We start from the raw sequence: 22,087 nt of genomic DNA on the forward strand, positions 1-22,087 counted from the left end.
CGGATGGACCCTCAGAAATGTGTGCATGCCCTAGTGCGTTCGCAGGGACGACGGTGGGGCCGCACTTCCCATAGGCACGCGCTGCCCGTTGTTAATGCTTGATCCCGCCCGGAACCGGTGTTCTGCTTAAAAAAGCCGCTGGAGTCTCCGGTCCGTGTCGATCTACGTCGCACTACACCACGTCACGCACTACAAATACGACCGACCGATCGATCTCGGCCCTCAGACCGTTCGCCTGCGTCCGGCGCCGCATACGCGGACGCCGATCCTGAGCTATTCGCTCAAAGTGACGCCCGCCAATCATTTCGTGAACTGGCAGCAGGATCCGCAGGGCAATTGGCTGGCGCGCTTCGTCTTTCCGGAGAAGGCGTCCGAGCTGAAAATCGAAGTCGACTTCACCGCGCAGATGACGGTCGTCAATCCCTTCGATTTCTTCGTCGAGCCCTACGCCAACTCCTTTCCGTTTCAGTACAGCAACGGCCTCAAGACCGAGCTCGCGCCCTATCTCGCGACCTCCGAGCAGGGGCCGTTGTTCGCGGCTTACTTGAAGGAGATTCCGCGCGAGGCTGACAGCACGGTCAATTTCCTGGTCGAGCTCAACGCTCAGCTTCAGAAGAAGATCAAGTATGTCATCCGGATGGAGCCGGGCATTCAGACGCCGGAGGAGACGCTGGCGCGTGGTTTGGGCTCGTGCCGCGATTCCGCGTGGTTGTTGATCCAGGCATTGCGGCATCTCGGCCTCGCCGCACGCTTCGTCTCGGGCTACCTCATGCAGTTGCGTCCCGATATCGATCCGGTCGAAGGCCCGCGCGAGGTCGAAAGTGATTTCACCGATCTGCACGCATGGGCGGAGGTCTACCTTCCCGGCGCAGGCTGGATCGGGTTCGACGTCACCTCGGGCATGCTGACGGGAGAGGGGCATATCCCCGTCGCCGCCACGCCGCATTATCGCTCCGCGGCGCCGGTCTCGGGCAGTGCAGGTTTCGCCAATGTCGAGTTCGGTTTCGAGATGAGCGTCAGGCGCATCCGCGAGGCGCCGCGGATCACGCGGCCGTTCTCCGATGAATCCTGGACACGGCTCGATCGGCTTGGCGAGCAGGTCGATGCCGATCTCAGGCGCGACGATGTGCGGCTGACCATGGGCGGCGAGCCGACCTTCGTCTCGATCGACGATCTGGAATCGCCGGAATGGAACGTCGCTGCCATCGGCCCGACCAAGCAGGCGCTGGCGGATAAGCTGATCCGAAAGCTGCGGGCGCGTTTCGCGCCGGGTGGGTTACTGCATTACGGGCAAGGTAAATGGTATCCGGGCGAAAGCCTGCCGCGCTGGGCGTTCGGACTCTATTGGCGCAAGGACGGCGTGCCGATCTGGAAGAATGCCCACCTGATCGCAATGGTTGAGAACCCGCACAGAGCCGATGTTGCAGACGCCCGGCGACTGATGGAAGGCATCGCGAAGCGGCTCGGCCTCGACGCCAGCTACGTGATTCCGGCATACGAAGACCCCGTGCATTGGCTGCAAAAAGAAGCGGCACTTCCGGTCAATGTCGATCCCGGTGACTCCAAGCTGTCCGATCCCGAAGAACGATCACGCATGGCGCGTGTGTTCGATGAAGGGCTCGACAAGCCGAAAGGGTTCGTGTTGCCGGTCCAGCATGCGGACGCCGATGGTCCTCGCTGGATCAGCGAGCGCTGGCAATTCCGGCGCAGCCATTTGCTTCTGATCCCAGGCGATTCCCCGCTCGGGCTCCGGCTGCCGATGGCGTCGTTGCCGCATGTTCCGCCAGAAGAATATCCTTACCTAGTCGAGCAGGATCCAATGGATGCGCCGCTGGAGCTGGCGGCTGAGGACAAGCAGCCCGGAGCAGGGGACGAGTCAAGGTTGGCGCACGAGCCGAAAGCAAAGCGCAAACCCAAGCCGGTGCGCACGGCAACCTCGGTCGAAATCCGCGACGGCGTGTTGTGCGTCTTCATGCCGCCGGTCGAGAAGATCGAACACTATCTCGACCTGATCGCGGCGGTGGAAGCGACCGCCGAGGAGATGCAGATCCCGGTTCATGTCGAGGGTTACGGTCCGCCCTATGACCCACGCATCGAGGTCATCAAGGTGACGCCCGATCCCGGGGTGATCGAGGTCAACGTCCAGCCGGCGCAAAGCTGGCGCGAGGCGGTCGACATCACCTTCGGCCTGTATGAAGACGCCGCGAAAGTCCGGCTCGGCGCCAATCGCTTTCTCGTCGATGGCCGCCACACTGGCACCGGCGGCGGCAACCATGTCGTGGTCGGCGGCTCTACGCCGCAGGATTCGCCGTTCCTGCGCCGCCCGGATTTGCTGAAGAGCCTGGTGCTGTACTGGCAGCGCCATCCGTCGCTGTCCTATTTGTTCTCCGGCATGTTCATCGGCCCGACGAGCCAGGCGCCGCGCATCGACGAGGCGCGGCACGACGGGCTCTATGAACTCGAAATCGCGCTCTCGCATGTGCCGCCGCCCGATATCGAGGCGCCGCTGTGGCTGGTCGATCGGTTGTTCCGGCATATCCTCGTCGATATCACAGGCAATACCCATCGCGCCGAAATCTGCATCGACAAGCTCTATTCGCCTGATGGCCCGACCGGCCGTCTCGGGCTGGTCGAATTCCGCGCGCTCGAAATGCCGCCCGACCCGCGGATGTCGCTGGCGCAGCAATTGTTGATCCGCGCGCTGATCGCAAAGCTCTGGCGCGAGCCGCAGCAGGGCCAGTTCGTGCGCTGGGGAACTGCGCTGCATGATCGCTTCATGCTGCCGCATTTCCTCTGGGAGGATTTTTTGGGCGTGCTCGATGAGCTCAGGCAATCCGGTTACGATTTCTCGCCGGAATGGTATTCGGCACAACTCGAATTCCGTTTTCCGGTGTTCGGCCGTGTCCACCACGGCGGCGTCGCGCTGGAATTGCGTCAGGCGCTGGAGCCCTGGCATGTGCTGGGCGAGGAAGGCTCTGCCGGCGGCACTGTGCGCTACGTCGATTCTTCCGTGGAGCGGCTGCAGGTCAAGGCGACCGGCTTTGTCGAGGGACGCCACGTCGTGACCTGTAACGGCAGGCGGATGCCGATGACATCAACGGGACGCTCCGGCGAAGCCGTGGCCGCCGTCCGCTTCAAGGCCTGGCAGCCGGCCTCGGGGCTGCATCCGACCATCCCGGTCCACGCGCCCCTGACATTTGACTTGATCGATAACTGGAACGGCCGTTCGCTCGGCGGCTGCGTCTACCACGTGGCCCATCCCGGCGGCCGCAATTACGATACCAAGCCGGTCAATTCCTATGAGGCGGAGGCGCGACGGCTGGCCCGGTTTCAGGATCACGGCCACACCCCGGGGCGGATCCAGCCGCCGCCCGAGGAACGCACAATTGAATTCCCTTTGACGCTCGACTTGAGGACGCCGCTCCTGATCTAATCGGAAGCGACGGTCTCGGGGAATCGGAATGTCAGGCCAAGGCAACAATCAGGAGAGCAAGGCCCGCCCAGGTCAGCGCCGGATGGCGCAATGGACGCGCGACTATGCGCGGCTGCCCGGCACTCCCGACGAATATATCGGGCCTGACGGAGCGCCGCGCGCGGCCTGGACCCGCTTCTTCGATGCCTTTTCAGCGCTTTCGGCCGGCGATATCGAACGGCGCTTCGCCTCCGCGGACCGGCATCTGCGCGAGGCCGGCGTCACCTATCGCGCACCCGGCGAAACCGCCGACCGGCTGTGGCCGCTCAGCCATCTGCCGCTGATCATCGACGAGGCCGATTGGCAGCAACTGACCACGGGTATCGCGCAGCGAGCGCAGTTGTTCGAAATGATCCTGCGCGATCTCTATGGCGAGGCCCGGCTGGTCAGCGATGGTGCGGTGCCCGCGGCCGCGATTGCCGGCAGCAACGAATATCTGCGCGCCGTCTGCGGCGTCAAACCACCGGGTAACCGCTATTTGCATTTCTATGCGGCTGACGTCGGCCGCGGCCCCGACGGGCGCTGGTGGGTGCTGAACGACCGCACGCAGGCGCCGTCAGGCGCCGGCTATGCGCTGGAAAACCGCCTGGTGCTGTCGCGCGCCTTTTCTAATCTCTACAAGTCGATGAACGTCGAGCGCGTGGCGCCGTTCTTCGAGGCGTTCCGCGACTCGCTTCGCGCCAGCGCCGACCGCGACGAGCCGCGTATCGGCCTGTTGACGCCGGGCGCCTTCAGCGAAACCTATTTCGAACACGCCACGCTGGCGCGCTATCTCGGCTTTCTCCTGGTCGAAGGCGACGATCTCGCCGTCAGCGGCGACCGCATCCACATCCGCACCGTCGCGGGCCTGAAGCGGCTCGACGTGTTGTTGCGCAGAGTCGATTCCAATTTCCTCGATCCGCTGGAGCTCGATGCCTCGTCGCATCTCGGCGTGCCGGGCCTGATCGATGTGCTGCGCAAGGACGGCGTCGTCGTGGCCAACATGCCGGGCTCGGGCGTATTGGAGGCGAGGGCGCTACTTGGATTCCTGCCGAGCCTGTGCCACCGCTTGCTCGGCGAGACCTTGATCATGCCGCACATCGCGACCTGGTGGTGCGGCCAGAAATCCGCGCGTGAGGAAGTACTGTCGCGGCTGGAGGATTTCGTCATCGAGGGCGCCTATGGCCGGGCCGTTCCCGGCTTTTCCAGCCATGCGCCCGTGCTTGCCGGCGAGTTGCCGCCAGCCGACCGCGACCGGCTACGGCAGGCGATCACCGACCGTGGCATCGATTATGTCGGCCAGGAACTGGTGCGCTTGTCGACGACGCCGGTGTGGGAAGAGGGGCGGATCACGCCGCGGCCGTTCGTGCTGAGGGTGTTTGCCGCCGCTACCCCGCAAGGCTGGACCATCATGCCCGGCGGTTTCTGCCGGATTGCCGAAAAGGCGGATGCGCGTGCGGTGTCGATGGGCGACGGCGTGCGGTCGGCGGATGTCTGGGTGGTGTCCGACAAGGCCGTAGCGTCGGCGACGCTGTTGCCCGGCGCCGACACGGTGCGGATCAGGCGGATCGCCGGCGTGGTGCCGAGCCGTGCCGCGGATAATCTGTTCTGGCTCGGCCGTTATCTCGAACGCGCCGAGGCGACGCTGCGGCTGATCCGCGCGCTCGGCACCTCGACGCGCGATCCCGCCAAGGGAGCGTCAACCGCGTTGCACTCGGTCGAGCGTATCCAACGGATCCTCGTGACCTGGGACGCTACGTCGCAGGCGACACGGACCAATCCGGCGCGGGTCATCGCGGAAGCGCTGCAGAGCGAGGAGAAGTTCGGTTCTGCACTTTCGCTGGTGCGATCTGTGCAGCGAACTGCGAGTTCGCTGCGCGAGCGGCTTTCGCCCGATGCCTGGCAGATCATCACCGAGATGGTGGAGCGCCTTGCGCTGCAGGTCGATGACGACGACAGCATCGTAAGTGCCGCTGAATTGACGCTGCAGGAGCTGGCGAGCCTTGCCGGCCTGGCGCAGGAAAACATGAACCGCGCCGCCGGCTGGCGCTTCCTCGACATGGGCCGCCGCGCCGAGCGCGCTATCAACACCGCGCGGTTCGCGCGGCAGTTCGCCTATGACGAAGCGGGCGAGGACGACCTCGACGTGCTGTTGACGCTGGTGGATTGCCAGATCACCTACCGCTCGCGCTATCTGGTCGGGCCAGCGCTGGCGCCGGTTCGCGACCTCGCCGTGCTCGACCCTTATAATCCGCGCTCGGTCGCCTTTCAGGTCGCAGCGCTCAACGACCACATCGCGGCGCTGCCAAGCCTGAAGGAACATGGTTTGATCGAGCGGCCGCAGCGGCTGGCGGTGGCGTTGCAGGCAACGTTGACGACGGCGGAGGCCGCGACGCTGGATGTGAAAACGCTGTTTGCACTCGAACAGGATCTGCTCAATCTGGCCGACGCCATCGGCCTGCATTACTTCCCGCACGGGCCCAATGCGAGCCGGCCGGAGAAGCTCACGGGCCTCGCGTGATCTACGACATCCGTCACGTCACGACCTACGCTTACGAGAGCCCGGTGAGTTTTGCGCGCTGCTCGCTGCGGCTGGAGCCGCGAACCGACGACGGTCAGCAATTGATCTCGCACGCGGTCGAGATCCGGCCGCGGCCGGCCGAACGCACGGTGCGGCGGGACTTTTTCGGAACGCATACCGAGAGCGTGCTGATCGAGACCGCGCATCGCAATTTGCGGATCGATTCCCGCTCACGGGTTTCGGTCGCGCGTCTGGCGCCTGGTCGCGCGGCACCCAGCCCGCCCTGGGAGCGCATCCGCGACGTGGCCTTTGAGGCTACCAGCCTCGGTCCGGCTTCGCCGGTCGGATACGTCTTTGCGAGCTCGCTGGTGCCGGTGCTGGCGCCGCTCACTGCCTATGCCGCGCCAAGCTTCGCGCCGGGCGGCGGCATCCTCATGGGTGCCGTCGACCTGATGCGCCGCATCCGCGGCGATTTCAGATACGACTCCAAGGCCACCGTGATTTCGACGCCGCTTAAAGAAGTGTTCGAGAAGCGCCACGGCGTCTGCCAGGACTTTGCCCATGTGATGATTGCGGGCCTGCGCGGGCTCGGCCTGCCGGCGGCCTATGTCAGCGGCTATCTGCGCACCGTTCCGCCCGCCGGCCAGCCGCGCCTGCAGGGCGCCGACGCCAGCCACGCCTGGGTCTCGGTCTGGTGCGGCGCCGAGCTTGGCTGGGTCGGCTTCGATCCGACCAACGACCTCCTGGTCGAGAACGATCATATCGTCCTGTCGATCGGCAGGGACTTCTCCGACGTCTCGCCGGTCGACGGCATCATCGTCGGATCGCCCAAGCAGAAGCTCAACGTCGCCGTCGACGTGCTGCTGGTGGAATGAGGCTGGAATGCTTCGGTGCCGGACTTCTTAAGAATTGGTTGTCCTGCCGCGCGGCTAAGCCGCGCTGATCTCCGCTGCACTACGGATAGGCACTTTAACGGAAGGTTCGCACTTTTGTTGCCAGCATGACGTGCGCGGATCCGCGCCTGCAAGTTGCGTCCACCTAGCCAGGAGATAATCGTGAACAATTGGTCAACAAAGCCTTTCGTTTCCGCCGTGGCAGCCATGCTTGTTTTCGGCGGCAGCGCCAGCGCGGGCGGCGGCGCAAGCAAAGACGAAGCCGTTGCCATGGTCAAGCAGGCCGTTACCTTCATCAAGGAGCAGGGAGCCGAAAAGGCGTATCCCGAGATCACCAGCAAGACCAGCAAGTTCCGCGACCGCGATCTTTATGTCGTGGTCTACCAGCTCGACGGCAAAGTGCTGGCTCACGGCTCGAACGAGAAGTTCGTCGGCAAGGATCTGATCGACGCCCAGGATGTCGACGGCAAGCTCTACGTCAAGGAACGCGTCGAACTCGCCGCCAAGCAGCCTTCGTTCTGGCAGGATTACAAGTTCGTCAATCCGGTGAGCAAGAAGGTCGAGCCAAAGGAAATGTACTGCGAAAAGCTGGATAATACAGCCGTCTGTGCGGGCGTCTATAAGCTCTGACCCCGATCAAGCGTTTGCGTGGTTGTGCGGTGATCGCCGCACTGAAGGGGTGACATGCTCGGCTGGATCAAAAACATTGGCCTTTCATGGAAAGTCCAGCTCGCTCCGGCGTTCCTGATCGCCGTCCTGATCGGGCTCGGCGCCTATGCGTTACAAACGCTGCGGTGGAATCAGGCCGCCGTTGACGCGCTGGTGTCGGGGCCGGTACGGCAATCGGAATTGGCCAACGATCTCACCACGACGGTGTGGACGGCGCACGCCAAGCTGTATCGTCTTGCGGCCACGGCGGCCAATGAAAAGGACGAGAAGAAAATTGCGCAGGTCGCCAAGGAAGCTTCCGTGGCGGCCGGCAAGATTTCGGACGCGCTGAAGGCCGTAGAAAGTATCAAGGGCGGGTTCAGTCCGGAAACATTCGAGAAGCTGAAAGCTGCAGTCGCGGGCTATCTCAAGCAATCGAAAAACGCGATCGAGATGGCCGACGGCGACGCCGGTTCGGCGCTGATATTCATCATGGGTGCAGAGCGCAATTTTGCCGTCATTGAAAAGCTGGTCGATGACCTGATCGCCCATAGCAGCGAGAGCAAGGATCGCGAGATTGCCCGCGCCGGGATCAAGCTCGAGCAACAGCAGATGACGCTGACGGCCGCTCTTCTGGTGGTTGCACTTGCCGGTATCCTGGTTTCGTTTTTGATCGGGCGAAGTACGTCCCGTCCCGTCGTGGCGATGTCGAGGGCGATGCGCGAACTTGCCGCCGGGCATTTCGAGGTCCAACTGCCCGGCCTCGAGCGCCGCGATGAAGTCGGCCAGATGGCGCACGCGATCCAGGAATTCAAGGTGCAGGCGATCGCCAAGGCCGAACGCGAGACGGCGGAGCGTGAGGAAAAGAACCGCGAACTGGCATCGGCCCGGCGTGCCGAGCTTCATAACCTGGCTGAGAGTTTCGAGATCGCGGTCGGCAATATCGTCGAGAACGTTGGCTCAGCCTCGGCCGAATTGGAAGATTCCGCCGCGATCCTGACTAACAGCAGCGTGGCCACCCAGGAGCTCTCCACCGTGGTCGCCGCGGCTTCCGAGGAGACTTCCAGCAACGTGCAGTCGGTGGCGTCCGCCACCGAGGAAATGGCCAGCTCAGTCAATGAAATCGGCAGGCAGGTCGCGAATTCCACCCGGATCGCCAACGAGGCCGTCGTTCAGGCGCAAAAGACCGACGCCCGGATCATCGAATTGTCGGAGGCGGCAAACCGCATCGGCGACGTAACCAGGTTGATCACCACGATCGCCGAGCAGACCAATCTACTGGCACTCAACGCGACCATTGAGGCCGCCCGCGCCGGTGACGCCGGCCGCGGCTTTGCGGTGGTTGCCCAGGAGGTCAAGGCGCTCGCCACCCAGACCGCCAAGGCAACCAGCGAAATCTCGACCCAGATCGCCGAGATGCAGTCGGCGACGCAGGAATCGGTGCACGCCATCAAGGAGATCAGCGGCACCATCGGCCGCGTTTCCGAAATCGCCGCGGCGATCGCTGCCGCCGTCGAGGAGCAGGGCGCTGCCACCCAGGAAATCGCGCGCAACGTGCAGCAGGCGGCAGTGGGCTCGACCCAGGTTGCGAACAGCATCGCCGACGTCAACCGTGGCGCCGGCGAAATCGGCACGGCGTCGTCACAGGTTCTGGCCAACGCGCAACTGCTCTCCAACGAAAACAAGCGCCTCAAGGCCGAAGTGGGCAAGTTTCTCGCGACCGTGCGGTCGGCGTAAGGCCGTTCGTGTCGGAAGCGAGTCGGTGGCTCCTATTGAACACCAAGCGCACCATCTGCGCCCCTCAATACAGCCTTTCCTTATTGCCCCTCTCGATGATGGCCTGCATCTGTTCGACGCTTTCCTGTATCTTGGCGTGGGCGACCAGCGTTTCCGCAAAAGATGGCACGGCAGTCGGCTCGGCCCACGTATCGGGCTGCCAGAGTCCTGATCTGATCATGCACTTGGGGCAGTGTGAGAAGACCTTTTCCACCCCTACCACCAAGACGTGATTTGGCGCCCTGCCACTCACCTTCATCGTATCTCGGAGGAAGTCGTCTCTCACGATGATCGCCTTCCCGCTCACCCGAAGTGTGTGGGTTACGCCCGGAATAAGAAAGATTATTCCGACGTTCGGATTGTGCAGCACATTGCGGAAGGTATCAATGCGGCGGTTGCCGAGCCGGTCAGGAACCGCAAGCGTGTGATCGTCGAGCACCTTCACGAAGCCGGCTGGGTCACCCTTGGGTGAAATGTCCAGCAGACCAGCTTCACCTGCGGAGGCGACGAAGGCGAATGGCGCGTGTTCGATAAAAGTCCGAGCAACGTGATCTATGGCGGTGACGACCTTAGCAATCGAGTGGCGGGGAGGTTCGCCGACAACGGCTCGGAGTTCATCTTCGGTCGAGACAACTTCGCGGAAACGTGCTCGCAGCTCACTAATCTCAACCATCGTATAGTCTCCGGGCAATTCAGCATGCCCCAGCTTATCCCAAGAAGCGCGAACGTCTACCATCGCAAGAGAGGATTTCGAGGACGGGCGATCGGAGGCCAAGGGTCAGAACTGGCCAGCTTTGGGGCCCGATGGCCGCATCCGCTTCGGGGCGTTCGCGTCGTTTTGACGGTTGGCTGGCCACTTGCCGTCCGCTTACGTCCCGGTCTTCCGCGGCTGCTCGGACGAATCCGCGCGCAGGTTGCGGAAGAATTTTTCGACCTCGCGCGACAGCGTTTCGGCCGTGGCCGTCAGCTCGCTGGATGCCGTAAGGACCGAAGTCGCCGCGGTGCTCGTCGTGCCGATGGCGTCACTGAGCGACCCGATATTGATGACCAGCGTTCCGTTGCCCTGCGCCGCCAATTGCGCGTTCGCCGAGATTTCACGGGTCGCCGCGTCCTGCTGCTCGATCGCGCTGGCAATGATGGAAGTCACCTCGTTGATGTCGCGCACGGCGGCGCCGATCTCGCGGACCGCTTCGACGGAGGTTTTGGTCGAGGTCTGGATCAGGCCGACGTTCTGGCCGATTTCGGCGGTCGCCTTGGCGGTCTGCTCGGCCAGCGCCTTGACCTCGTGGGCGACCACGGCGAAGCCGCGGCCGGCGTCGCCGGCGCGCGCGGCTTCGATTGTTGCGTTGAGCGCCAGGAGGTTGGTTTGCTCGGCGATCGCCTGGATCAGGTTGAGCACGCCGTCGATGCGCTGGGTCGCAGCCGCAAGCCCCTCGATTTCGGAGACCGATTTCTCGGTGCGCTGGCCCGCCTGCTCGACGGCGCTGGCCGACTGGCGTACCTGGCGGCCGATTTCCTCGACGGAAGCGGAAAGCTCTTCGGCCGCGCTCGCGACGGCGGAGACGTTGCTGGAGGCCTGTTCGGTCGCACCGTTGGCGGCCACCGCGCGTCCGCTCGCCTCCGATGAGACGCTGGCGATGGTCTGGGCGGTACCGCGCATCGCGGTCGCATTGTCGGTGACCGCGCGCAGTACGCCGCCGATCGCTTCCCGGAACGCATCGACCGAGGCTTCGATGTGGCGGGTGCGCTCGTCACGCGCCCTGGAATCTTCCAGCACCTGCGAATTGAGGTTGCGGTTGCGATCCATCGCTTCCTGGAAGATCTTGATGGCACGGGCGAGCGCGCCGATTTCATCGGCGCGTTCGGCATGCGGAACCTCGACGCCTTCGGCGCCATCGGCAACCTGCTTGATGGTGGCGGTGATGACCGAGAGCGGGCGCGCGATCGAACGGGAAATGATCAGCACGCCGAGGACGACCACCACCAGCGCCAACACGCCGAGGCAAGTCAGGATAAATGCCATTGTATGGTTGGTGTCGGTCTGTTGGGCCAGCCTCCCGCTGCGTTCGGCATAGACTTTGGAGAGCGCCTCGAGATCCTTGTTCAGCGCGGTGCGCACTTGGCGGTTGGCGTCGTTGTCGCCCCATTCACGCCCCGCAGCCCCGTTGATCTCGACGCCGCGGCGAACCAGCTCCTTGCGGAAGTCGACGAACTGTTCGATGCGCTTCTTGAAAGTGGCGAACTGCTGGGCGTCGTCGGCCTGGACCAGCGTTTCCCAGTTCTTCACGACATCAAGGATGCGCTCGTTAAACTTGAGCAGTCCGTCGCCGTACTTCTTCACCACCGCCGGCTCGCTCGACATGTAGATGCCACGCGATTCCATCACGACTGCATAGACCAGCGAATTGATGCGCTCGACATTGAGCGCGGCGCGGCTCGCGATCGAGACCGCTTCGGTGAGGGCCGCGTTCTGGCGGGTGTTGTAATCGGACAAGGCCGTGATGGCTGCAACGAGCAACGCGAACAGCGCGAAGATCGAATACAATTTAGCTGCAAGCGAAAATCGGGATGCCATGGCGCCACCAAAATAGGTACGGGAAAATTCAGCCGTATCGGCACGCCGGAATGGGATCCAGGGAATGCCGTCAGCGTAGGCAATGTGCTGAGTTTTGGTGGAGAATGTCTTAACGCGCGAAGTTCGTGGAATCGCAACTAAAGACAAATCATGAGTAGCTTCAAACAATTACTTGAATATCGCGAGATGCCTCGTCGGGAAAATTTGGCAGGTTGGTGCGACTGCAGCGGGCCTTGGTAGATCAGCACAATTGGAGGTGGCTGGCGCGGCGGAAGATGCCCGGCTCTCGCAATTGCCCGACAAGACGAGCCGGTATCGCCATGACGGCGCAGCCCGCCTGATCCTCCGAAGGACGGTTCGCATTGGCAAGCAGCCGTGGCGCGAATCAAGCTAGTTAGACAGCGAGCACGGCGAAGGTGGCGCCGCGCTGCTTCGATTATGCGTGAGAATTGGGACTCATGACTCAAAGTGCCGCCTTGCTGGGCAATCTCGATCTCTACCTCCACGTGCGCGTGCTGATCGCCCTGATCCTCGGGCTCAGCGTCACGCGTCTGGTCAGTGGCATCGCGGCATTGGTCCAGCACCCCGGTCGCTACGCGATTTGGCCTGTACATCTTGGCTGGGTCGCTTGGACGCTCCTGAACGTGGTCGCGTTCTGGTGGTGGGAGTTTCGGCTGAGCCACATCCAGCACTGGACGTATGGCCTTTACTTCTTCGTTTGCGTGTACGCATCGATGTACTATTTCCTGAGCGTCCTGCTTTTCCCGCAGGATCTCGATGAATATAAGGGTTACGAGGATTACTTCCTCTCCCGCCGCCGCTGGTTCTTTGGTTTTGCGGCCCTCACGGAAGCGCTCGACGTGGTCGATACCTGGATAAAGGGCACAGCGCATCTGCGATCTCTGGGGCCGGAATATCTCGTCGCCACCAGCGCATTCATATTGCTGTCCGTGGCAGCTACGAGAACGCGCAACCCAAAATTCCACATGCTGTTTGCGCTCAGCGCGGTGGCTTACCAAATAAGCTTTTCGATCCGCCATTTTGGTACGCTGGATTAATCACAGGCGGGACGTTGATGGCTGGTCCCGGCCACCGCGCACGGCCTCGAGCGGATTGAAGCCCGGACCATGCCGACGCTCCGCTGATTGCGGCCTGTAGCCTTGGCCGGTCGCCCGGCATAGACTAGCCAGGCAACGGAGTGGGACGGCGCAGGAACGTCAGCATGGTCTATCGGCAGATCATCGGTGCCACCACCTATGCGTTCGACGATTTGCGCGAGCTGCTCGCCAAAGCGACGCCGCCGCGATCCGGCGACCGTCTTGCCGGCGTCGCGGCCGATAGCGCGGAACAGATGATCGCAGCGCGAATGGCGCTCGCCGACGTGCCGCTGAAGCAGTTCCTCAACGAGGCTGTCATTCCCTATGAGGATGACGAAGTCACCCGGCTGATCATCGACAGCCACGATGCCCCGGGATTTGCCGCCATATCGTCGCTGACCGTCGGCGGCTTCCGCGACTGGCTGCTCTCCGATGCCGCAACAAGCGAGTCTTTGGCGAAGGTCTCGCGCGGGGTCACGCCGGAAATGGCTGCCGGCGTCTCAAAACTGATGCGCAACCAGGATCTGATCCTGGTCGCCAAGAAATGCGCCGTGACCTCGGCCTTTCGCAACACCATCGGCCTGAAGGGGCGGATGAGCGTGCGGCTGCAGCCCAACCATCCCTTCGATGATGCCAAGGGCATTACCGCTTCGATCCTCGACGGCGTCCTCTTGGGATCGGGCGATGCCTGCATCGGCATCAATCCTGCCAGCGACGATCCGGCCGTGATCGGCGAGCTGCTGCGGCTGCTCGACGGCATCATCTCGCGGCTGCAGATCCCGACGCAGGGCTGTGTGCTCACGCATGTCACCACGACGCTTGGATTGATCGGGCAGGGCGCGCCGGTCGATCTGGTATTCCAGTCGATCGCGGGAACGGAGGCTGCCAATCGCAGTTTTGGTGTCGATCTCGCGCTGCTGCGCGAGGCGCGTGAGGCGGGGCTGTCGCTTCGCCGCGGCACGGTCGGCGACAATTTGATGTATTTCGAAACGGGGCAGGGGTCAGCGCTGTCGGCCAACGCCCATCACAATGTCGACCAGCAGACATGCGAGGCGCGGGCCTACGCGGTGGCGCGCGCGTTCGATCCGTTGCTGGTCAACAGCGTGGTCGGTTTCATCGGTCCGGAATATCTTTACGACGGCAAGGAAATCATCCGCGCCGGTCTAGAGGACCATTTCTGCGGCAAGCTGCTCGGCCTGCCGCTCGGGGTCGACGTCTGCTACACCAACCATGCCGAAGCCGACCAGGACGACATGGACAATTTGCTGACGCTATTGGCCGCCGCCGGCGTCACCTTCATCATGGGCGTGCCGGGCGCCGACGACGTCATGCTGAACTATCAGTCGACCTCGTTTCATGACGCGCTCTACGTCCGGGACCTCTTCGGCTTGAAGCGGGCGCCCGAGTTCGACGATTGGCTGGTCCGCTCAGGCCTCGCGGACGGCAATTTCCGGCTTGCCGGCAACGCCGGCCTGCTGCCCGAATTTGCCTCGCGGCTGATCGCCTGAACTCCGGCCTGCAGATTTTCGTGCAACCAATTGAACCCAAAGCGAGTTAGAAGTCACAGCCACAATGTTGAAGAATTTCTGGCCCAACTTTCAATGTCGTGCTTAAATTCATGCCAGCCTTGAGGAAATTTGATGAGAGCTGAAGGCATTGGAACGGTACGGCGTATCCTGTGCGTCTTCCCGCGCTATACGTCCTCTTTCGGCACGTTCGAATACGCCTATCCCCTGACCGCTGGCGTGAAGGCTTTCATGCCGCCGCAGGGCCTCCTCCTGATCGCGGCCTATCTCCCGGCAAACTGGCAGGTGCGTTTCATCGACGAGAACATTCGCCCCGCCAGCAAAGAAGATTTCGAATGGGCGGAAGCGGTCTTCGTCAGCGGCATGCACATCCAGCGCCAGCAGATGAACGACATCTGCCGCCGCGCCCATGCGTTCGATCTTGCGGTCGCGATCGGCGGCCCGTCGGTGAGCGCGTGCCCGGATTACTATCCCTCGTTCGACTATCTCCATGTCGGCGAACTCGGCGACGCCACCAATGAACTGATCGCGCGGTTGGCGCGCGACCCTTCGCGTCCCGAGCAGCAGGTGGTGCTGACGACCAGCGAACGCCTGTCGATGACGGAGTTTCCGATTCCGGCTTACGAGCTGGCGGAAGTGAAGAAATATCTCCTTGGCAGCATCCAGTATTCGAGCGGTTGCCCCTATCAGTGCGAGTTCTGCGACATCCCCGGGCTCTATGGCCGCAACCCGCGCCTGAAGACGCCGCAGCAGATCGTTGCCGAACTGGACAGAATGCGCGAATGCGGCATCACCGACACCGTGTATTTCGTCGACGATAATTTCATCGGCAATCGCAAGGCTGCTCTCGACCTGCTGCCGCATCTGATCGAATGGCAGAAGAGGACGGGCTACGTCGTGCGGCTGGCTTGCGAGGCGACGCTGAACATCGCCAAGCGGCCCGAGATCCTGGAGAAGATGCGCGAGGCGAGGTTCGTCACCGTGTTCTGCGGCATCGAGACGCCCGATCCCGATGCGCTGCACGCAATGCACAAGGACCACAACATGATGGTCCCGATCCACGAAGGCATCCACACCATCAATTCCTATGGCATGGAGGTCGTCTCCGGCATCATCATGGGTCTCGACACCGACAAGCCCGGCACGGCGGACGCACTGCTCAACTTCGTCGATGAATCGCGGATTCCGCTGCTGACGATCAATCTGCTGCAGGCGCTGCCGAAGACGCCGTTGTGGGACCGGCTGGAGCGCGAGGGGCGCCTCAATGACGACGAAGGCCGCGATTCCAACGTCGAATTTCTGATGCCCTACGACCAGGTCATCAATTCCTGGAAGCGATGCATGGAGGTCGCCTTCCAACCTGAAAAGCTCTATGCGCGCTACCAGTATCAATGCGACTACACCTACGCCAACCGGATCAAGGTGCCGGTCGCGCCCGAGATGAAGACCTGGCCCAACATCAGGCGCGCGCTGATCATGCTGCGCAACATCTTCTGGCAGGTCGGGGTGCTCAGCGATTACAGGCGCGTGTTTTGGAAGTTCGCGATCGGACGCCTCAAGTGCGGCGATATCGAAGGGCTGATCGGTTCGGCCACGATCGCGCATCATCTGATCAAGTTCGCACGTGCGGCGTCCGGCGGCCAGCAGAACGCGTCGAACTATTCGATCCGGCTGCGCGAGGCTTCCGTCCCTGCCGAGTAAAAGCCCATGAAAACGCCGGCGCCGCCGACCCGCTCGCTCGAAGCCCTGCGGGAGCTGACGCCAGCCCGCGTCGGCCTCGGCCGCTCGGGCGCGAGCATGCCGACGGACGCGCTGCTTGCCTTCACCCTCGATCACGCACGCGCCCGCGATGCCGTGCATGCCGCGTTCGATGTGGAGCATCTGGTTGCCAGACTGGCCGGCCTCGGCCTGGAGGTCAGTGAGGTTTCCAGTCAGGCAGGCAACCGGCGCGACTATCTGCGCCGCCCCGACCTCGGACGCATGCTCGACCCGGATTCACGACGCGCGCTGGAAAAGCAAGGCGGCGGTGCGAACCAGGTTGTGATCGTGATCGGCGACGGGCTGTCGCCGGCGGCCGTCAATGTCCACGCTGTCGAGCTGGTTCGCCATCTTGCTCCGCGCCTGTCGGAGGCCGGGATCTGGTGCGACCGTGTCGTGGTCGCTTCCGGCGCGCGCGTAGCGCTAGGCGACGAGATCGGCGCCGTGCTCGGCGCGCAGATGGTGGTGATGCTGATCGGCGAGCGGCCCGGCCTGTCGGCTCCCGACAGTCTCGGCGCCTATCTGACCTTTGCGCCGCGCAGCGGCCTCACCGACGAGAAGCGCAATTGCATATCCAATATCCACGGCGCAGGCCTGAGCTACGATGAGGCCGCCTTCAAGATCGCGTGGTTGGTGCGTGAAGGCTTCGCGCGCCAGGTCACCGGGGTGGCGCTGAAGGACGAAAGCGGAACCGCGCTGATCGCCGCCGGTGGTGCCGGCAGGTGTGGCAAATCAGAGACTTAACGCGCATTTTCGACATTTGCGTGCCGATTTGCCCTGCCGCGCGCGCTTGCCGGATCAGGTTCGGACCTGTAAAACGGCGCCGAATTAATTTACCGCGTGATTTCAAGGGCTAGTGCCGATCGGATAGGGGCTGGCAAAGCCGTATTCGCGCCACCAAGCTGCACAAAAAACCAAGCTACACAAACAGGCCGACGTGAGAACTGGACAGGGTATGCTCGACAAGAACTCGGAAAGTCGCGTCCACGTCGCAGCCATAGAGGAGCCGCCGCAGGGCAAGAGCATCGCCTTCGGGCTCGAGCGCATGGGGCTGATCGCGGTCAAGGCGCCGATCCTGTCCATGGTCATTCTCGCGGTGCTGATCGTGGCGGCGATCTTCGGCATCCAGCGCATCAAGATCGACGACTCGCTGAGCCAGTTGTTCCGCTCCGATTCCAAGGACTTCAAGCAATATGAGGCCGTGACCAAGCGCTTTCCGGCGACCGAATTCGACGTGCTGGTCGTGGTCGAGGGCAAGACGCTGCTGGCCCGCGAGAACCTCGAAAAGATCCGCGATATGGTCACCGACCTGCAACTGGTCGAAGGCGTGCGCGGCCTGGTCTCGCTGTTTTCGGCGCGTCAGGCGCCGGAGCCCGGCAAGTTGCCGGCCGCGCTGTTCCCGCCCGAACTGCCGCAGGGCGCCGCCTACGACAAGTTCGTCGAGACCGTCAAATCCAACGAGATCATTCGCGGCAAGCTATTGTCCGAGGATGGCACGCTGGCGCTGATCGTGCTGTCGCTGGAGCCGAAGGTCGTTTCCTCGAACGATCTCGGCACGGTGGTCGGCGAAATGCGGAAGATCATGGCCGAGGATCTTTCCGGCAGCGGGCTCAACGCCCAGCTTTCCGGCGTTCCCGTCATGCAGCTCGAGATCCGCAACGCGGTTAAGCGCGACGGACTGACCTACAATATTCTCGGTATCCTGGCCGGCTGTATCATCGCGATCGTTTTCTTCCGCAAGATATCGTTCATGGTGGTTGCGGCCTTCCCGCCGATCATCGCGATCCTGCTTGCGCTCGGTGGTCTCGGGTGGGCCGGTTTCAATCTCAACATGTTCCTGAACGTCATGACGCCGCTCATCATGGTGATCAGCTTCTCGGACTCCATGCAGTTGACGTTCGCGGCGCGCGACCGCCTGATTGCCGGCCAGGACAAGCTGAAGGCCTTCACCAATGCCGTGCTGGTAGTCGGCCCGGCCTGCGTGCTGACCCATGGCACCGCCGGCATATCCTTCATCGCGCTGCAATTCTCCGATTCCGAACTGATCCGCAAATTCGGCGAGGCCGGTCTTGCCGCCACCATCATCGCGCTGGTGGCCGTGCTGTCGCTGGTGCCGGTATTCGGTGTGCTGTTCGTCCGCAACGAGAAGATTTTTGCGGTGAAGTTCCAAAGCGCCGACGCTGGTGTGCAGGCGCTGCGCAATTTCTGTTACTGGATTGCGGTGCGCATGGTCGGCCGCCCCGGCATGTTCAGCCTGATCGCGCTGATCTTCGTCGGTGCACTGGGCTACATCTACGCCACGCTGGAGCCGCGCTACCGGCTCGCCGACCAGGTGCCGGACAAGCGGCAGGCGGTGGCGGCATCGAGCCGGCTCGACGCCAAGCTCACTGGCGCCAATCCGATCGACGTGCTGATCGAGTTCCCCAAGGGCGCCTCGCTCTACGCGCCGGAAACCTTGAAGACGATCGCCGACGTCCACTCGATGGTCGAGAAGTCGGCCGGCGTCGGCAACGTCTGGTCGCTGGAAACGCTGCGCCGCTGGCTCGCCGATAAGGCCGGCAGCACCGACGTCGCGACGCTGAAGGAATATGTCAGCGTCATCCCGGAACATCTGGTCCGCCGCTTCATCTCGGCCGATCAGGATGCGGTAGTAGTGTCAGGGCGCGTTCCCGATCTCGATTCAAGCGAAATCCTTCCTGTGGTCGACAAGCTCGACAAGGCGCTCGACAAGGTGCGCGCCGAACACCCCGGCTATGAAATCGCGGTCACGGGCCTGTCGGCGATTGCCGCGCGCAACAGCGCCAACATGATCGACAAGCTCAACCACGGCCTGACGATTGAATTCCTCATCGTCGCCGTCTTTATCGGGCTCGCGTTCCGCTCGGTCGTGGTGATGTTCTCCTGCATCCTGCCCGGCATCTTCCCGGTGGTGGCATCGGGCACGGTGCTGTGGATGTTGGGCGAGGGGCTGCAATTCGCCAGCGTCGTCGCACTGACGGTATCGTTCGGCCTGGGCCTAAGCGCCACGATCCACTTCCTCAACCGGCTTCGGCTGGAGAGCAAGCCGGGCGTCAGTTCGGGACTGGCGGTTGAGCGCGCCACCGTGCTGGTCGGCCCGGCGCTGATCCTGACCACGGTGGTGCTGGCCTGCGGCCTCGTCGTCACCGTGTTCTCCGACTTGCCGTCGCTACGCTTGTTCGGCTGGCTCAGCGCGTTCTCGATGGTCGCAGCACTGGTGGCTGACCTCTTCATCCTGCGGCCGACCTCGATGTTCCTGATCAGCCTGTCGGAAAAGATTCGCGGCGTCAGTCACGTCAAGCCGGCGGAGAACAAGGCTGCCGAGTGACGAACGCTGCTGAACAACAGGGGGTTGGCGGCCAACGGCAACCGCAGAGGGGCTGAGGAATGACGTCTGCAGGATTAGTCGCTCGCCCTGCGGCCGACGCTGCCGCTTACCGCGCGGTCGAACACATCTATCATTCCTATGTTACCGGGCTGATCCTGATGCTGGCGTCGCGGGCCGGCGCGCCGCGCACGGCCGAGGTGGTGTTTCGTACCTTCCGGCGCCAGCAACTGGCGCGCTTCCTTCCCGGACTGAAGAAGCTCGGCCTCGACCAGCTTCCACACGCGGTCGCGTGCGCCCAATATCACTATCTGTCGAATCAGGTCGGCGGTGTGAAGGTCGAATATGTCTACGAGAGCGACAGCAAGGCCTGGGTGCGCTATCCGCCGCCGCGCTGGATCTGGTCCGGCACGGCCATTTGCGGAATCCCCTCGGAAGTCTCGCGGGCGATGTTGCGCGGATGGCACGCCAATAATGGCGTCGTGCTCGGCAATCCCAGGCTCGGCTTTGTCTTGCACGGGCCAGACCGTCGACGGCCAGCCGGGGCTCGAAGGTTACTACAAGGAATGGGATCACGATCTCGCGCCTGAGGAGCGACTGCAGTTTTCGCCGGGCGAACGCTGTCCGCCGTTCCGCGCCGAGCTCGCGCCGCGCCTGCCGGAGAACACATGGCCGGAGGAACGGCTGCAGAAAGTGCTTCGCAATTATGCGATGGAGTACATCACCTCAATCGTTCCGGAGACGATTGCCGTGCTCGGACCGGAGGAGGGCGGCCATCTCGCCGGCGCCGCGGCGCGACTCGTAGGGATGCACACTTTCGACGACGTCGCTGCGCTGTTGGGTGGCGTGGAGGCGGGGGCGGCGGGTTTCGCCAAGGCCTTCGCGCGGCTTGCGCGGGGGCAGGACGACGATGCGGAACTAGAAGTCGAAGGCTCGGGCGCAACCGTTCGCCAGACTTCGTGGCGCCTGATGGCGGAACGTGAAGCGCTGTCGCCTCAAGTGTTCGATGCCTGGAACGAATTGTGGGTGGGGGCCGCGCTCGCGCATGATCGCTTCATGCGTGTCGAGGTGACGGAGCGCCGCGACCGTGGCGATGTGTATTGGGCGTGGCAATTCCGCTGAGCTGCCGAAAATGAAATGGCGGCACCCGGGGGAGCCGCCATTGGCACTACTGCTTTGAAGAACCGAATCAGGTCCTGGTCATCGTGATCTTGACGCCGCGGATCTCGCCCTTGGAGTCGATCTGCACGCTCTGCTTGTTGCCGGTGGTGCGCAGATTCAGGTTGGCTGCAAATCCAGATGCTTCGACAAACACGTCGATCTGGCCGCCACCGGCGGTGCCCTGCAGATTGCCGAAGATGTTTCGGCTCTTTTCGCTCCAGTTGCCCGAAATGCGTTCACCCTGGCTGGTGACATCGCTCGAGAGATCGAACTTGTAGCTGTCGCTGGCGCAGTGCAGGTTTTGCTTCAGGCCAAGACCATTGGCGTTGACTTTGTAGTCGGCCTTGCAGCGGATGTTCTCGGTGGTGCCGTTGGAGAGCGCGACCGTGCCTGTGCCGCTCCAGTTTCCGTCGAAGCCGGCAAACGGGCCGCCCGCCTGCGCATGGCTTTGGGCGACCGACAACATCAGCGCGGCGCCGACGCCGGCCGCTGCGAGAGCCTGACGGAGCAAGCTGGAACCAAGCATTTTCATCGTGAGTTTTCCCCTCAAATAGACGTTCTTCGCAAAGATAGGTCTCGCCACATCGAAGATTTAGTGTCCCCGCAGTATGTTAGGTTCAAAATGACCGGATGCTGTTTCCGGCGGTCACGGCAGAAAGAAACGCCGCAAGCGACCGAGGGAATCAAAGCGTTGCATCAGCTCCGTCGGCGCAGCATCTAGCTTCGCCCAAGACCGTCTGCAAGAACCAATTTTCGAGAAAGTGTGGCAGAAATACACGTGAGATATCAGCCGGTTATTTACCACGCTGAAACCGCCGTAAATTTAGCCGTATTTGCCATGCTTGTCCTGTACACGTTGCTGCGTTACGCGGCACCTGCCATCCAAACAAATCCGCCCGGCGAAGCCGAAACGCAAATCGGGAACGGGATTTCATGCTGCCGAAATGAAGGAATAAGATGCGTAAATCTCTCCTGGCCCTCACCTTGTTGTCGATGTCGGTCTCGTCGAATGTCGCCTTCGCCCAGCAACCACAGCGCAGCGGAACGGCGGAGGAGCAGAAGGCCTGTACGCGCGACGTGCAGAAATTCTGCCGCCCGGTCATCGATCAGGGCGATCTCACGATCCTGGCGTGCCTCAAGGAAAATCGGCCCAAGATCAGCGCGGCCTGCAACCAGGTTCTCAAGAATAACGGCCAATAAGGCGCACCGCGCCCGTCAATCCTCGCGGAAAAAAGCCATTTTCGGCTCTATGACGCGCGTCACGGGCGGGCTTAATAAGCCCATATAGCATTGGTTTTGGTGGCGTATTCCCCTATATGGGGCTCGCGATCCCATGCG

At 62.7% G+C, this 22,087-nt stretch carries 16 protein-coding genes; 13 read left to right on the plus strand and 3 right to left on the minus strand.

Annotation, left to right across the window (positions count from 1 at the left end):
* Positions 1–154: 154 nt before the first annotated feature.
* From KJQ96_RS33635 to KJQ96_RS33655, 5 genes are all read left to right on the plus strand, one after another.
* On the plus strand, positions 155–3,433 hold the full coding sequence (locus KJQ96_RS33635; RefSeq protein WP_213290559.1) for a DUF2126 domain-containing protein: 3,279 nt from the start codon (positions 155–157) through the stop codon (positions 3,431–3,433).
* Between the two features lie 28 nt (positions 3,434–3,461).
* The gene (locus KJQ96_RS33640) at positions 3,462–5,972 is read left to right on the plus strand and encodes a circularly permuted type 2 ATP-grasp protein (RefSeq protein WP_213290560.1); all 2,511 of its coding nucleotides are present in this window, start codon (positions 3,462–3,464) and stop codon (positions 5,970–5,972) included.
* Positions 5,969–6,847: a transglutaminase family protein gene (locus KJQ96_RS33645; protein WP_213290561.1), complete on the plus strand. Its 879-nt coding sequence runs from the start codon at positions 5,969–5,971 to the stop codon at positions 6,845–6,847. The genes KJQ96_RS33640 and KJQ96_RS33645 overlap by 4 nt, the downstream gene beginning before the upstream one ends.
* A gap of 225 nt (positions 6,848–7,072) precedes the next feature.
* Complete coding sequence (locus KJQ96_RS33650) at positions 7,073–7,495, plus strand: cache domain-containing protein (protein WP_213290581.1); 423 nt, start codon at positions 7,073–7,075, stop codon at positions 7,493–7,495.
* A gap of 54 nt (positions 7,496–7,549) precedes the next feature.
* Positions 7,550–9,250, plus strand: a complete 1,701-nt coding sequence (locus KJQ96_RS33655) for a methyl-accepting chemotaxis protein (RefSeq protein ID WP_213290562.1) — start codon at positions 7,550–7,552, stop codon at positions 9,248–9,250.
* 64 nt (positions 9,251–9,314) lie between these two features.
* On the opposite strand, the gene KJQ96_RS33660 is transcribed toward KJQ96_RS33655, so the two are convergent.
* Together KJQ96_RS33660 and KJQ96_RS33665 are read right to left on the minus strand one after the other, a co-directional pair.
* Positions 9,315–9,962 carry an MSMEG_1061 family FMN-dependent PPOX-type flavoprotein gene (locus tag KJQ96_RS33660; RefSeq protein WP_213290563.1) on the minus strand — a complete coding sequence of 216 codons (648 nt, stop codon included), beginning with the start codon at positions 9,960–9,962 and terminating at the stop codon, positions 9,315–9,317.
* Between the two features lie 195 nt (positions 9,963–10,157).
* Positions 10,158–11,864, minus strand: coding sequence for a methyl-accepting chemotaxis protein (locus KJQ96_RS33665; RefSeq protein ID WP_213290564.1), 1,707 nt, complete (start codon positions 11,862–11,864; stop codon positions 10,158–10,160).
* 458 nt (positions 11,865–12,322) lie between these two features.
* Between KJQ96_RS33665 and KJQ96_RS33670 the strand changes: the two genes are divergently transcribed.
* The 7 genes from KJQ96_RS33670 to KJQ96_RS42270 all read left to right on the plus strand — a co-directional run bounded on the left by KJQ96_RS33670 (position 12,323) and on the right by KJQ96_RS42270 (position 20,710).
* A complete protein-coding gene (locus KJQ96_RS33670; RefSeq protein WP_213290565.1) occupies positions 12,323–12,922 on the plus strand; it encodes a hypothetical protein in 600 nt (199 codons plus the stop codon).
* Between the two features lie 164 nt (positions 12,923–13,086).
* Complete coding sequence (locus KJQ96_RS33675) at positions 13,087–14,469, plus strand: ethanolamine ammonia-lyase subunit EutB (protein ID WP_213290566.1); 1,383 nt, start codon at positions 13,087–13,089, stop codon at positions 14,467–14,469.
* Between the two features lie 132 nt (positions 14,470–14,601).
* Positions 14,602–16,188, plus strand: a complete 1,587-nt coding sequence (locus KJQ96_RS33680) for a B12-binding domain-containing radical SAM protein (protein WP_213290567.1) — start codon at positions 14,602–14,604, stop codon at positions 16,186–16,188.
* 6 nt (positions 16,189–16,194) lie between these two features.
* The gene (gene eutC, locus KJQ96_RS33685) at positions 16,195–16,989 is read left to right on the plus strand and encodes an ethanolamine ammonia-lyase subunit EutC (RefSeq protein WP_213290568.1); all 795 of its coding nucleotides are present in this window, start codon (positions 16,195–16,197) and stop codon (positions 16,987–16,989) included.
* Positions 16,990–17,200: 211 nt separating this feature from the next.
* On the plus strand, positions 17,201–19,591 hold the full coding sequence (locus tag KJQ96_RS33690) for an RND family transporter (protein ID WP_213290569.1): 2,391 nt from the start codon (positions 17,201–17,203) through the stop codon (positions 19,589–19,591).
* A 59-nt stretch (positions 19,592–19,650) separates the two neighbouring features.
* Positions 19,651–20,178: a hypothetical protein gene (locus KJQ96_RS42265; protein WP_375293230.1), complete on the plus strand. Its 528-nt coding sequence runs from the start codon at positions 19,651–19,653 to the stop codon at positions 20,176–20,178.
* Positions 20,096–20,710 carry a hypothetical protein gene (locus KJQ96_RS42270; RefSeq protein ID WP_375293231.1) on the plus strand — a complete coding sequence of 205 codons (615 nt, stop codon included), beginning with the start codon at positions 20,096–20,098 and terminating at the stop codon, positions 20,708–20,710. Before KJQ96_RS42265 ends, KJQ96_RS42270 begins: the two co-directional genes overlap by 83 nt.
* Positions 20,711–20,777: 67 nt before the next feature.
* On the opposite strand, the gene KJQ96_RS33700 is transcribed toward KJQ96_RS42270, so the two are convergent.
* Complete coding sequence (locus KJQ96_RS33700; RefSeq protein WP_213290570.1) at positions 20,778–21,281, minus strand: hypothetical protein; 504 nt, start codon at positions 21,279–21,281, stop codon at positions 20,778–20,780.
* Between the two features lie 425 nt (positions 21,282–21,706).
* Here KJQ96_RS33700 and KJQ96_RS33705 point away from each other — a divergent pair, with 425 nt between their 5' ends.
* Positions 21,707–21,949, plus strand: coding sequence for a hypothetical protein (locus tag KJQ96_RS33705; protein WP_213290571.1), 243 nt, complete (start codon positions 21,707–21,709; stop codon positions 21,947–21,949).
* The last annotated feature ends 138 nt before the right edge of the window (positions 21,950–22,087 follow it).

It is taken from the genome of Bradyrhizobium sp. sGM-13 (assembly GCF_018398875.1).
Lineage (GTDB): Bacteria > Pseudomonadota > Alphaproteobacteria > Rhizobiales > Xanthobacteraceae > Bradyrhizobium.

What these genes read in the sequence shown, in the direction of transcription:
- KJQ96_RS33670 (WP_213290565.1), top strand. Translation starts at nt 12,323, where the DNA reads ATGACTCAAAGTGCCGCCTTGCTGGGCAATCTCGATCTCTACCTCCAC.
- eutC (WP_213290568.1), top strand. Translation starts at nt 16,195, where the DNA reads ATGAAAACGCCGGCGCCGCCGACCCGCTCGCTCGAAGCCCTGCGGGAG.
- KJQ96_RS33700 (WP_213290570.1), bottom strand. Translation starts at nt 21,281, where the DNA reads ATGAAAATGCTTGGTTCCAGCTTGCTCCGTCAGGCTCTCGCAGCGGCC.
- KJQ96_RS42265 (WP_375293230.1), top strand. Translation starts at nt 19,651, where the DNA reads ATGACGTCTGCAGGATTAGTCGCTCGCCCTGCGGCCGACGCTGCCGCT.
- KJQ96_RS33675 (WP_213290566.1), top strand. Translation starts at nt 13,087, where the DNA reads ATGGTCTATCGGCAGATCATCGGTGCCACCACCTATGCGTTCGACGAT.
- KJQ96_RS33640 (WP_213290560.1), top strand. Translation starts at nt 3,462, where the DNA reads ATGTCAGGCCAAGGCAACAATCAGGAGAGCAAGGCCCGCCCAGGTCAG.
- KJQ96_RS33660 (WP_213290563.1), bottom strand. Translation starts at nt 9,962, where the DNA reads ATGGTTGAGATTAGTGAGCTGCGAGCACGTTTCCGCGAAGTTGTCTCG.
- KJQ96_RS33650 (WP_213290581.1), top strand. Translation starts at nt 7,073, where the DNA reads ATGCTTGTTTTCGGCGGCAGCGCCAGCGCGGGCGGCGGCGCAAGCAAA.
- KJQ96_RS33655 (WP_213290562.1), top strand. Translation starts at nt 7,550, where the DNA reads ATGCTCGGCTGGATCAAAAACATTGGCCTTTCATGGAAAGTCCAGCTC.
- KJQ96_RS33690 (WP_213290569.1), top strand. Translation starts at nt 17,201, where the DNA reads ATGCTCGACAAGAACTCGGAAAGTCGCGTCCACGTCGCAGCCATAGAG.
- KJQ96_RS33705 (WP_213290571.1), top strand. Translation starts at nt 21,707, where the DNA reads ATGCGTAAATCTCTCCTGGCCCTCACCTTGTTGTCGATGTCGGTCTCG.
- KJQ96_RS33680 (WP_213290567.1), top strand. Translation starts at nt 14,602, where the DNA reads ATGAGAGCTGAAGGCATTGGAACGGTACGGCGTATCCTGTGCGTCTTC.
- KJQ96_RS33665 (WP_213290564.1), bottom strand. Translation starts at nt 11,864, where the DNA reads ATGGCATCCCGATTTTCGCTTGCAGCTAAATTGTATTCGATCTTCGCG.